General features: G+C 31.1%; 10 protein-coding genes. All 10 read left to right on the top strand.

Features of this window, described 5'->3' with window-relative positions:
• Window positions 1-83: 83 nt before the first annotated feature.
• Window positions 84-1,481, top strand: a complete 1,398-nt coding sequence (locus IGM04_RS08765) for a sugar transferase (protein WP_010710593.1) — start codon at window positions 84-86, stop codon at window positions 1,479-1,481.
• 134 nt (window positions 1,482-1,615) lie between these two features.
• Complete coding sequence (locus tag IGM04_RS08760; protein ID WP_002356910.1) at window positions 1,616-2,374, top strand: glycosyltransferase family 2 protein; 759 nt, start codon at window positions 1,616-1,618, stop codon at window positions 2,372-2,374.
• A gap of 15 nt (window positions 2,375-2,389) precedes the next feature.
• Entirely contained in the window at window positions 2,390-3,238 is an 849-nt protein-coding gene (locus tag IGM04_RS08755) for a LicD family protein (RefSeq protein WP_086318077.1), read from the top strand.
• A gap of 242 nt (window positions 3,239-3,480) precedes the next feature.
• The gene (locus tag IGM04_RS08750; RefSeq protein ID WP_086318078.1) at window positions 3,481-6,162 is read left to right on the top strand and encodes a DUF5776 domain-containing protein; all 2,682 of its coding nucleotides are present in this window, start codon (window positions 3,481-3,483) and stop codon (window positions 6,160-6,162) included.
• Window positions 6,163-6,625: 463 nt separating this feature from the next.
• On the top strand, window positions 6,626-7,327 hold the full coding sequence (locus IGM04_RS08745; RefSeq protein WP_002384310.1) for an IspD/TarI family cytidylyltransferase: 702 nt from the start codon (window positions 6,626-6,628) through the stop codon (window positions 7,325-7,327).
• A gap of 11 nt (window positions 7,328-7,338) precedes the next feature.
• Complete coding sequence (locus IGM04_RS08740) at window positions 7,339-8,394, top strand: NAD-dependent epimerase/dehydratase family protein (protein WP_002362103.1); 1,056 nt, start codon at window positions 7,339-7,341, stop codon at window positions 8,392-8,394.
• Between the two features lies 1 nt (window position 8,395).
• Window positions 8,396-9,364, top strand: coding sequence for a glycosyltransferase family 2 protein (locus IGM04_RS08735; RefSeq protein WP_086318079.1), 969 nt, complete (start codon window positions 8,396-8,398; stop codon window positions 9,362-9,364).
• A gap of 33 nt (window positions 9,365-9,397) precedes the next feature.
• The gene (locus IGM04_RS08730; protein ID WP_002362100.1) at window positions 9,398-10,930 is read left to right on the top strand and encodes a lipopolysaccharide biosynthesis protein; all 1,533 of its coding nucleotides are present in this window, start codon (window positions 9,398-9,400) and stop codon (window positions 10,928-10,930) included.
• Entirely contained in the window at window positions 10,930-12,060 is a 1,131-nt protein-coding gene (locus IGM04_RS08725; RefSeq protein ID WP_086318080.1) for a glycosyltransferase, read from the top strand. The genes IGM04_RS08730 and IGM04_RS08725 overlap by 1 nt, the downstream gene beginning before the upstream one ends.
• Window positions 12,060-13,484 carry an O-antigen ligase family protein gene (locus tag IGM04_RS08720; protein WP_002362097.1) on the top strand — a complete coding sequence of 475 codons (1,425 nt, stop codon included), beginning with the start codon at window positions 12,060-12,062 and terminating at the stop codon, window positions 13,482-13,484. The genes IGM04_RS08725 and IGM04_RS08720 overlap by 1 nt, the downstream gene beginning before the upstream one ends.
• Window positions 13,485-13,486: the final 2 nt, after the last annotated feature.

The raw sequence follows: 13,486 nt of genomic DNA, 5'->3' as shown, positions 1-13,486 counted from the left end.
TGTCCGCTGACATTATGGTAATATAGGGTTTGCATGTTATTACAAATAATGTAATTACTGGAAGTGAAGAGAGGAAGTTTTTAATGACATCAAAAAGTGAATGGAGTAATGCAAGACGAATTGTAATTATTTTAGCAGACGTTTTGCTCTATAATTTATCAATCATCTTAGGGTTTATGGTGAAATTTGGCCGAGAAATTCCTTCATTTAACTTTGTGGCTTATGAAAAATCTGCAATTTACATTTCAATCTTTTTTATCTTTTTGAATTTGTTGTTAGGTGCGTATATTTTTTATAATCGCAAAATTAGTGACATCATTTTTGTCACGGTGATTGGTCAAATTTTAATGACTTTAACGATTATGATTGTGACATTTGCCGGACGTTGGTTTACGTTCCCGCGTTCTGTTTTAGGATATTCCTTTATAATCGGAATTATTGTTCTAAGTCTTTGGCGAATTCTTGTTTATTATTTATACTTAAAGGTCAGCAATGAGCGAAAAGTTGTTTTACTAGGTAAAGAAAATCAAGTCATGCGTTCAATTCAAAACTTTATGTCTGATAAAAATAACAAGCATAAAGTAACGAGCGTTGTTGTCAGCAATTACTATGAAAACTTAAAAAAAATTATCGATGAAATCGATATTGTTTATATTTCAAGTAATGTTGATGAGAACGAAAAAGTAAAATTGTATCAATTAATTGTCAAACACAAGAAAAAAATCTTTTTAGATACAAGTTTTGAAAATCTAATTATGTTAAAACCAAACATGATGAACTTTGAAGATGAAAGTATTATCGAAGTCTCAAATTTTGAAATTCAACCAGAAGAGAATTTTATTAAACGTTTATTCGATATTTTAGTCTCTGTTTGCCTATTTGTGATTACCTCCCCCTTAATGCTTATTGCAGCAATTTTAGTCAAAGCAACCTCACCGGGACCAGTGATTTACAAACAAACTCGGATTACATTAAATCAACGTGAGTTCTCGATTTTAAAATTTAGAACGATGTCGGCAACAGCGGAAGCAAAATCAGGTCCAGTCTTATCTACAAGTAACGACAGTCGCGTCACTACAGTTGGTAAATACTTGCGCGCTTTACGTATTGATGAGTTGCCACAACTAATCAATGTTATTCGCGGGGATATGTCCATTGTCGGACCACGTCCTGAACGACCATTCTTTGTTGATCAATTTAATCAGGAAAACCCGAATTACTATTTACGTCACAATGTACGTGCGGGGATTACCGGCTATGCCCAAGTTTATGGGAAGTATGCTTCTGACTACAATAGTAAATTGAACTTTGATTTACTGTACATCAAGAATTATTCATTACTATTGGATATGAAAATTCTGCTTCAAACCATCAAAATTCTCTTTGATAAAGTATCATCAAGAGGATTGGATGAGTCTGAAGAACGTGAAGAATTGACGATGGATTATTGTAAAGAGAATGCTATTAGAATTTACCGTTAAAAGTTTGAGACATAAGTTATTTAAGCTTATGTCTCAAACTTTTTTTGGAAACATGGAACGTTGAAATAATAAAAGAGCTATGCGATAATATAAACTGTTACATTCTTACATAAAATGCAACGAGGAGTGAACAAATGGAAACAGCACTTGTTTCAATTATTATGCCCATGTACAACGCCGGCAAATTTTTATCAAAATCTATTGAAAGCGTTCTGGAACAAACTTACCAGAACTGGGAATTATTACTCATTGATGATGGAAGTAAAGATGATTCTATTGATATTGCACTTGCCTTTATGGAAAAGGATTCAAGAATCTTTTTACTGAAAAATGAACAGAACATGGGTATTGCAAAGACTAGAAATAAAGGAATTGAAGCTTCAAAGGGACAATATATTGCCTTTTTAGATAGTGATGATTTATGGCTTCCTAATAAATTAGAAGTTCAAATCAAGTGGATGGAAGAAAAAAAACTTTTATTTACATGTAGTTCTTATTTTGTATGTAATGAAAATGGCAACATTACGCATGAGCGTAATTTTAGTGAGGGACCACAAACCTATCAAGATCTTTTAAAAACAAATACTATCGGCTGCTTAACGGTCGTAGTCGAATCTAATCTGCTTAAACGCCATTTAATGCCGGATTTAAAACATGAAGACTATGCTACTTGGTTAAACATTTTGAAAGAAATAAATACGGTCTATTTTATTAACGAAAAATTAGCCATTTATCGTAAGCTAACTACCTCTACATCTTCTAACAAATGGAATACAATCAGTTGGGTTTGGAAAATTTTGCGTCAAAATGAACAGTTTTCAGTTATTAAAAGTTCATTCTACTTAATGCGTTTTTTATTCTATACAACATTTAAATATGCAAAGAATGAATAGGGAGGAAAAGGAAAAGTGAAACAAACAACACAGACGCAATTAGTAGAAATTCAACAAGTCGTTTTACGCATGTCAAAATATTTTGTGGCTTTTTGTGAAGAACATAATCTAACCTGTTATTTTTGTGGAGGCGGTTGTATTGGAGCAATCCGCAGTCAAGGTTTTATTCCATGGGATGATGACTTAGATTTCTTTATGCCAAGACCAGATTATGAAAAATTAAAAGTGCTTTGGCCTAAATATGCAGATACAGAACGTTATCCATTGTTAGTTGCTTCAAAAACTTATAATGATCATAATTCATTTATGACAATTAGGGATGCACAGACAACGTTTATTAAAACCTATCAAGATGGATTAGCGATTCCTCATGGTATTCCTATCGATATTTTTCCTTTAGATGGTGCGCCAAAAGGAAATTTTCAAAGGAAGAAACAAAAAATTTGGGCATTAATTTATGCTTTATTCTGTTCACAAGTGGTACCAGAAAAACATGGTGGCATTTTAGCAACGGGGAGTCGGGTATTATTGAATATCTTTCCATCGAAAAAGGTTCGCTATCATATTTGGCGCTTTGCTGAAAAAAGAATGACTAAGTATTCCTTCGGCTCCACTCCTTATGTTACAGAATTATGTGTCGGACCACGTTACATGGGTAATATTTATCATTTGGAAGATTTTAAATCTGCTATTTTTGTTCCGTTTGAAGATACAAAAATGCCAATACCAGTGGGCTACAATCGCTACTTAACAGAGGTTTTTGGGGATTATATGCAATTGCCACCAGAGGAAGATCGCCAACCCCATCATGAAGCGCTAATTGTTGATACTAAAAAATCGTACACAGAATATCTTAAAAAATAAATAAAAGATGAAAACAATCGATTAAAGATCTGTTTTCATCTTTTTACCATTTAAAAGTAAAAAATTGATATAGGAATGTTAAAAAAGCGTAATTGAATTTGAAATAAAGGTATGAGATAATAATTGGTGTTAGTTTTAAAATGTGAAAACAATTAGTTGAAGGTTATAGGATACACATTTTCGAGAGCGAATGGCAAGTGTTTAAGAAAGATACATATTATTAAATATATAAGGAGAGTTTCATGAAAAAAATCATTTTAGGTATGTTAATTTGTACCGTATTATTAAATAGTTTTAGTGTGATTGCATCAGGAGAAGAGCTTGTAAAAACAGAAACAACGGGGGAGACTGGCTTGGTCACTCAAGCTACGTCAGAAACAACGACTAATTCAACGGAGGATACATCTTCTGTTACAGAAGAAAATACCTCTGAAAGAGATAGTTCTGCTTCAAGCACAAAAGAAGAGTCTCTTGATTCTTCAACAAATAGTACAACGGAAGAACATTCTTCTGTTTCAGAAACAAACACAACAGATAGTAAAACAGAAGCCTCACAAAGCTCTGAAGTAGAAAAAAAGACCATTGACCAAGATGAAGCGGATTATCAAGAAGCAGCACGTGAAGGAACGAACCATAAAAAAGGAACATATGCTATGAAAAACGGCATTTCTTCTAGGGTAGCGCGAGCAACAGTTGCGAACGTCTATGCGAATGATCCTAATTTGCCTGGCAAGAATTTTATTGACGTTTCTAGTTGGAATGGAGACATTTCAGTAGCTGAATATCAAAAAATTAAAAGCTATGGTGTAACAGGTGTCTCGGTTAAATTGACAGAAGGAACTTGGTATGTTAATCCATATGCTGCGGGCCAAATTAGAAATGCCAAAGCTGCGGGCTTAAAAGTTTCAGCATATCACTATAGTATGTATGTCTCTGCTGCAACAGCACAAGATGAAGCAAGATATTTTGCTCAGGCGGCGGCTAACTCTGGCTTAGATAAAAATACCATAATGTTTAATGATGCGGAAGATCCAACGCTTACAAACAATGGGCGAAACGCCCATGCTAATTCTGTTGCGTTTAACCAGCAATTAAAGGCACTAGGGTATAAAAATGATGCGTTGTATGTTGGCAAATGGTGGTTAACAAATGGCTATATCGACACCTCCGCCTTCGGAAGAGACAGAGTATGGGTAGCGCAATATCCATATACTCCAGATAGTTCCATGCAGTGGAATAATGACCATGGTGCTTGGCAATGGTCTTCGCAAATGTATTTCCCTGGTTTAGCTAATTATGAAGGGCGTCCATTTGATATTTCCATGACCTATAGTAATTTTTTAAATATGGGTAATAGTAGTGGGCCTGACTTAAGTAAGTATTACACAACTAATCCAGGTCGAGTGATCATGAAAAATGACGATACTTTTTACCAAGATGTAGCGTTTAGAACTCCTGGTTGGCGAGTTAAAAAAAATACACTAGTTACCATTAAGGGGATTGAATATAGTTCAGCAGGAATTCCTCGATTGGTCACAGACCAAGGTTATTTAACAGCAAATAAAGATTATGTATTAGCGGCACAAAGCAATATTGATTTGTATTTTACGACAAATCCTAAAAAAGTTCGTTTGAAAAGCGATGATTATTTCTATGCTGACCCAGAATTTAAGCAAACATTGTCTAAGGTTTCGAAGGGAACAATAGTAGAAGTTGAAGATTTAGCTTATACTCAAAGTGGTATATTTCGATTGAAAACGGCGAAAGGATATTTGACTGCAAATAAAAATATAGTTGAACAATATAAAGGGTTAGAAGATATTTACTACACATCTAATCCTGGACAAGTAATTACCAGAAATGAAGATACCTATTACAAAGATGTAGAATTCAAGACAAAAGCAAATAAAGTAACTGCAGGCAGTGTTTTAAAAGTAACTGCTATTGAGAAAACAAAATCAGGAATTCCTAGATTGAAGACGGCAAATGGGTATTATTTCACGGCTAACAAGAACTATGTAGTAGCTACTGGATCTTGGATTGCCAACTATCATACGGTTAATCCAGGGCAAATTATTATGAAAAATAGTGATAATTTTTATGGGGATCCAGACTTCTTATATAAAGGATCGGCTGTTTCCAAGGGAAGTTTAGTTCCTGTTGTGGGAATCGAATACCGTGAAAATCAAGTTCCTCGTTTGATTACCCAAAATGGTTATTTAACAGCGAATAAAAGTTATGCCCAAAAAGTTGTACCAAATATCAAAGATTATCTATATGATTATCCAGAGTATGTAGTTATGAAAACAAATGATTATTATTATCAAGATGTAAATTTCAGTAAAAAAGGTGAGTCTGTTTCCAAAGATACATTAATCAAAGTTTTAAGTGTTGATTATACTGAAAACGGATTGCCTAGATTAAAGACTGCAAAAGGCTATATAACTGCTAACAAAACATATGTTACAAAATTGGTATCAAATTCAGATAATTACTTTACTGAAAACCCGCACCAAATTATTATGCGAGTGTCAGATAAACTATATACTGATGTAGAGTTTAGTAATGCTAGCAGAACCTTATCCTCTGGGACTGTCGTTCCAGTTAAGGGCATTGAGTATTCCTCTAATGGTGTTCCTCGCTTGAAGACAGAAGAAGGCTATCTTACTGCAAATAAAAACTATGTGACAGCTGCTGGAAATACCAATAACAATTACTTTGTTACTAATCCAAAAAAAGTTAAGCTCTTAATTGATGATAGCTTCTACAATAATGTTGAGTTTACTAAAAAAGGACAGGCCGTTAAGAAGAATACGATTGTTGAAGTTGAAGCAATCGAATATACGAATAATGGTATACCAAGGTTAAAGACGAACCAAGGGTATTTAACTGCTAATAAGTGGTATGTAGCAAAAGTAGGTTAAGCTCTCCGTCAATAAACAGCCTAATTAATTAAAGTAAAGAGAATATTTGAAAGGTTAAATATATATATTGACATCTTTGTTGGACTTATTTTTATACGAGTTCGACAAAGGTGTTTTTTTATAGAGAAAAAGATTTTATTGGTCAAAAATTTTCGCTATTTATAAAGGGGCTAAAAGTGTTGTTAAAATTGATGAAAAGCATAACAATCATCTTTTTATTCAATCAATATCTAAATAAAAAAAGAAATACGATAAAGCCTAAGACTATTAAAATATATAAAATAAAACACCGCCAATATTTACAGTTCGATTAAGGTCTACGATAAATTATTGAAACTTACTGATAGTTATGAGAAAATGTAAAAGATTGAATGCAGTTTTGGCTGTGTTGATGAATATATAAGTTAAACAAAATTGAAATAAAACTAGTGGTTGACTAGTTAGAGAAAGGATTTTGTATCAAATGATTACAGCTTTAATTATTGCCGGTGGGGTCGGTAAACGAATGGGGCAGGAGATTCCTAAACAATTTATTATGGTAGAGGAAAAACCGATAATTATCTACACATTGGAATCTTTTCAAAAGCATCCACTCATTGATCGAATCTTAGTTGTATGTAAAAAAGGTTGGGAACAAACACTAGATGCCTATGCAAAAGAGTACCATATTGACAAATTACAATGGATTATTCCAGGAGGAAATTCTGGTCAAGAATCAATTAACAATGGGGTTAATTTCTTAAAAGAACATTCAAACCCAGAAGATACTATTGTTATCCATGACGGAATTCGCCCATTAGTTGATGAATTAGTTTTATCTGATGTAATTGTTAAGTGTCAAGAATACGGAAATGCAGTGACTTCGTTGCCATATAATGAACAAATTTTTGTAAAAGAAACTGAGGAAACAACTCGACAATATATTAATCGTGAAACATTACGTCGCGTGTCAACACCACAAGCCTATAAATTTGAAAAATTAACTTGGGCTTACGAAAAAGCATTCCGTGAGAATATTGGTATTTCTGAATCGTCATACACAAATACTATGATGGTGGATTTAGGCGAAACATTGTATTTTGCTGCGGGTTCGGATAAAAATATTAAATTGACTACATCGGATGACTTAGAACTATTTAAAGCTTATTTAAAGATGAAGGATTAGGAGATATAGGCATGGAGTTAATAGATAATCCAATTTATCAATCTGAATTGAAAAAAGTGATGAATCACGCAGTTAATCTGGTTAATTTAGATAAAAAATCAATTTTGATGATTGGTGCTTCTGGAATGATAGGATCTTTTTTGATAGACACGTTGATGGCTGCAAATGAACAATTAGGAATACAAATCAAGATATATGCAATGGGAAGGAACCGTTTAAAACTTGAAAAGCGGTTTGAAAAGTATCTTGAGTTAGACACTTTTGAAATTATTGAAGGTGATGTCACGAATTCTATACCAAAAGAGGTTCAAGCTGATTATTTGATACATGGTGCGAGCAATACGCACCCCAGAGCTTACGTAACCGATCCAATTGGTACAATTATGACTAATCTTGTTGGTACAGAGCAAGTATTGAAGCATGCTGTAGCAACCCGTCCTGTTAGAGTGTTATTCTTATCAACGGTAGAAATTTATGGGGAAAATCGTGGTGATGTAGAAAAGTTCACAGAGGATTACTGTGGATATATCGATTGCAACACTTTGAGAGCAGGTTATCCTGAAGGGAAAAGAGTTAGTGAGTCATTATGTCAAGCTTATATTGAAAAATATGATCTTGATATTGTGATTCCAAGACTTTGTCGTACATTTGGCCCCACAATGCTTTTATCTGATACGAAAGCCTCTTCACAATTTATTTTGAATGCTGTTGAACAAAAAGATATTATTTTAAAAAGTGAAGGAAATCAGTATTTTTCATATATCTATGTGGGGGATGCTGTTTCTGCTATTCTTCATTTGTTACTTGAAGGTAAAAAGGGAGAGGCATACAACGTTTCTTCAGAAAATTTTGATTTGCGATTAAAAGAACTAGCGCAACAATTAGCTGAAATCAGTGATAAAAAAGTAATTTTTGATTTGCCAGATGGCATAGAACAAAAAGGTTTTTCAACAGCTAGTACAGCAATACTTGACAATAAGAAAATTAAAGAAAATGGGTGGTACCCAATATTTGAATTAAGAGAGTCTTTGAAAAATACAGTAGAATTAGTTAAAGGTGAGAAGTGAAATGTGTGAGATTAGTATTATTGTTCCCGTTTATAAAGTAGAACCATATTTAAGAAAATGTGTGGATTCAATCTTAGCACAAACATTTACTAATTTTGAAGTTATATTGGTCGATGATGGTTCTCCTGACAATAGTGGTAAAATATGTGATGAATACGCAATAAAAGATAGTCGTGTTCGTGTTATTCACAAAGAAAATGGTGGCTTAAGTAGCGCTAGAAATGCTGGAATTGATATTGCTCGAGGAAAATATTTGGGGTTTGTTGACAGTGATGATTATATTGCTGAAGATATGTATGAGGTGTTATATGAGAATTTGAAATTTTATGATGCCGATATTAGTTCTGTGGAAATAATTCCTTTTCGTGATGATAAGTACGAGAATACTAGCAAAGAAAAAAAAGAAATTCTATTAAATAAAAAAGAAGCGATAAAGTCGGTTTTAGAAGGAACAGATTTTTATGCATATGCTTGGAATAAACTTTATCGTAAAGAACTTTTTTATAACAACCGATATTTAGAGGGTGAAACTTTTGAAGATGCCTATATAATTATAGATATATTACTTGAAACTGATAAAATCATTGTATCAAATGAAGAAAAATACTTTTATTTACAAAGAAATGATAGTATAATGGGCCAAAAATTTTCTAAGAAAACTTTGGATGTCATAAAGGCTTGGCAGTATAATCAGAAAAAAATATTGAATCATTTTCCTGATTTAAAAGATTCGTATAATCGTAGATTATGTTGGGCGTATTTTTATGTTTTAGATAAGCTAATTTTATCAAGTAACTATAAGCAAATTCCCGAGACAAAAGAAATTATTGAATTTTTAAAAAAAAATAGAAATTTTATATTATCTTATAAAGGATTCACTAAATCAAGAAAAATTGCAATTGTTGCTTTAAGTTTTGGAAGTGTATGGTATAAAAAACTAGTAGAGTATCGATTGAAAAAACTTGATTAGTTGAGTTTGTAAAAATTAAAGCGGAGGGGTTATATGAAACAATCACGTCTTTACTATTCAATAATGAACTCATCTATTTCTACTTTAGTATTTTTTCTAAAATTAATTATGCAATTTGTGGTACGGACATTCTTTATAAGATATTTAGGGGTAACTTATTTAGGACTGAATGGTCTTTTTACGAATGTACTTAGCATTTTATCTTTAGCTGAACTTGGAATAGGTACCTCTATTGTATATTCTATGTATAAGCCTATAGCAGTAGGTGATAAAGAAGAGATAAATGCGTTAATGGATTTATATAAGAAAGCTTATCACTTTATAGGGGTTGGAGTTGCGGTTATAGGAGTCAGCATTATCCCGCTTTTCCCTTATATTTCTGGTGACTATTCAATTAGTAATCAATTTATTTTGTATTATTTATTGTACTTATCAAATTCTGTTTTAAGTTATTTTTTTACGTATAAGCGATCACTGTTGATAGCACATCAACGAACGTATATTGTAAATTTGAATGACTTTGTTTTTTTACTGTTAAGTAATGTTTTTCAAATATATTTACTTATACATTATAAAAGTTTTTCACTATATCTAATTGTCCAACTAGTTTTTACACTATTGGGAAATGTAAGTATTTCTTTAAAAGTAGATAAAGATTACAATGAATTGAAAAGATACTCAAAAAAACAACTATCTAAAGAAAAAATGAATAGTATTAAAAAAAATGTAATTGGAAATATGAGTTCTAAAATTGGCGGAGTTATTGTTATGGGAACTGACAGTATCCTAATTTCTAGTTTTGTTGGTCTATCAGCAGTCGGTTTTTACTCGAACTATACAATGATAGTTAATAATGTACAAAATCTATGTAAACAAGTAACTAACTCAATAACTGCTAGTATCGGTAATTATATTGTTAGCGCAAGCACAAAAGATGCATTGGATTTGTTTAAAAAACACTTATTTGTAAATTATTCAATGTTATATTTTTCTACTTTAATTCTTGCTTCAGTGCTTAATCCATTTATAATTTGGTGGATTGGTGATAAATATGTTTTGCCTTCTTTTACAGTTTTTTTAATTATTATTAATTTAGTGGTTCAAATGTTTAGAAATACAAGCTTTGTCTTTATAGATTCATATGGTCTATATTGGATTCAAAGATGGAAATCTATTATTGAAGCCACAATTAATTTGACTTGCTCATTGATCTTATTAATATTTTTTAATATGGGTATAAACGGTGTGCTTTTAGGTACATTAATATCTTCACTAGGCTATGTGTTATGGGTAGAAGTATTTTACATTTTTAAGTATGGGCTTAAGGTAAGTATGTCTGTATATATAAAGTTATTTTCAAAATATTGCTTTTTGTTAGGTCTAGCAACTCTAATCACTGTTTACACACAATCTTTAATTGATTATAGTGGTTTAGTTAGTATAATATACAAAGCAATTATATCAATTTTTATTGGTGGAGTTCTGTATTTAGTTTTTTACTCACGCTCAAGTGAGTTTAAATATCTACTGAATATTGCAAAAAAAGTCTTAGGGAGGAAATCTTGATGAATATCTGCATAGTCAGTCCTTCTCTTGGTTATGGTGGATCTAATATCATTGCTGCAACACTTGGGAAAGAACTGAACAAGAATCACAATCTAGTATATTATTCATACAAGTATACAGACAATTATTCTAATCTTCCTGAAGAAAAAATATATTTTTTTAAAGGAAGACATAGCAAATTGTTAGATAAGTTAAAAAAAGGTACAGAGTATATCTTTAGTGGAGGAAAGTTTACGCCATATAAATACTATAAAGGAGAAATAAAACAGCTTTCCGAATTAATAGAAACATTTAATATAGATTGTATTATTCTAAATTCTTTTACTGCGGTATCTATTTTTGCAATTCCTTTGAAAAAAAAATATCCCAAAGTTAAACAAATAGCATGGATGCATGAATCTGCAGAACAGACTTTTGGCTCCTTAGTTAAAAACTATGTAAAGTCATATGAAGAATCTTTAGCAAGTGTTGATAGAATAGTTTGTTTAACACAAACAGATTTAAAAGCCTACAGTAAATTCAATCATAATTCAGTAATAATTCATAATCCTGTTACTTTTAATACTAGTGTGAAGTCTAAATTAACGGAAAGAGTAATTTCTTTTACTTCTAGATTAGATGTGGAAATTAAAGGGCTTGACTATCTTATTGAAGTAGCAAAAACTATACCTAGTACTTGGAAAATACGAGTGGCGGCAAATGGTAGTAAGAATCAAGTAAAAAAATTCTTAAGTCTTATAAAAGAAAATGGCGTAGAAAATGTAATTGAATATGTTGGAGCTTTGAATGGGGAGGCATTAATAGATCATTATGTTAATAGTTCAATTTTTATATCTACTTCAAGAATTGAATCATTTCAGCTTGTCTTAATCGAAGCAATGGAGTGCGGGTTACCAGTAATAAGTTTTAAACATAGTGGAGCTAAAGAAATTTTAGATAATGGTAGATATGGTGTTTTAATTGAAAACTACAAAATTAATAAAATGTCTAGTGAAATAAATAAACTATGTAATAGTTATGAAGAGCGTTTAAAATGGCAGAATATCTCTTTAAAAAGAGTTAACGATTTTAATATGGACGAAATAAAAGTACATTGGATACAACTTTTAGACAATTTAGGAGTGAAATAATGGATAATTTAAAAAAAATTTTTTATTTGGAAAAATCATATTTACTTATTTTGATTTTTTCATTGATTATTAGATCTATGAATATATACAGCTTGTTGCCATCAACATTAGACAGCATCCTGTTTTCCTTTTTAGCTTTTTTAGGTTTTTTTGTAGTTCTTTATGAATTATATAATTTTTTAATAGAAAAAAATAAAGATTGGACTGATTGGTTAATTTTGATATTTTTGCTTGCGTTCCTGATATCTATAATATTAAATAGGAACTACGGAATGAGTAGTAATTTAAAATTGCTAGTATGGAATAGTATTTATGTGATTGGAATATACCAATTTGTCAAAAGACAAAAGAATAGTTTTCTAATAATAGATTATATAAATTATATTGTCATGGTAGGGATGTTTCTATTATCAATTATATCTCTAGTTATGTATCTTTTTCAATACAGTTACGTTTATGTCTATGGACCAGGACCTAGAGACCACATAAGAATAGGTTTTCTAGAATCTAGATTATTTGGAGTTTTTGGAGATCCTAATTATGGTGCAACTACTGCTTTAGTTACTATTATATTATGTTTATATTATTTGTTTAAGTATTTAAATACAAAAAAAATATTTATCAAAATTTTTTTAGTAGTCAATATTGTAGTCCAATTCTTTACTTTGTTATTAACAGGATCGAGAAGCGCTTTACTTTTAAGCTATTTAGCAGTAGGGTTTCTTGCTTTTTCAATAATTTTTTACAAACAAGGGGTTAAAAAGACACCTGTATTAAAAAAAATTTTATATTCTTGTATGTTTACTTTATTAGTCTTGTTCGGTTATTTAATAGTTCAGAATGGAACAAAAGATGTGTTAGTTACTGTACCTAATAAGATTTACTCAGCAGTGTATAAAAAAGAAGAGGTCAACGGAGAAATTACGGGAAAGAGAAAAGAACCTATAAGTTTAGATCGTAAAGATGTTGTGGATAATTCGGATATATCAAACATGCGTTTCTCTATTTGGAAAAGTTCGGTTGAAATATTCAAAACTTCTCCTATCTATGGAACTTCTCCAAGAAATCTATTATCGTATGCTCATGATAAATTGCCAAATACTTTTATTTCCCAAAAGTCAATAGTAGTGCATAATACTTTTTTGAATATCTTAACAAGCGTTGGTCTACTTGGGTTTATTCCTTTTATGATATTTTTGATATTTAATGGGATAAAAATTATATTTTGTTATTACTTTTATCAAAGGGAGTTAAATTTACAATTTTTAACTTTACTTACTATTCAAATCATTTTAGTTTTTTCAGGTCTGTTTAATAATGAAATTATTTTAGTAAATACAGTAGGCTCTTTCTTGTTTTGGAGTTATTTAGGTGCATTAAATGGATATCTAAAGGAAATTTCAATAAAAAGAAGTCAAAAATAAAT

Source organism: Enterococcus sp. DIV2385 (assembly GCF_051711925.1).
GTDB classification, from domain to species: Bacteria; Bacillota; Bacilli; order Lactobacillales; family Enterococcaceae; genus Enterococcus; species Enterococcus faecalis.
Note: the sequence above shows the minus strand (reverse complement) of the source record. Positions and strands in the feature narration are given on the sequence as shown.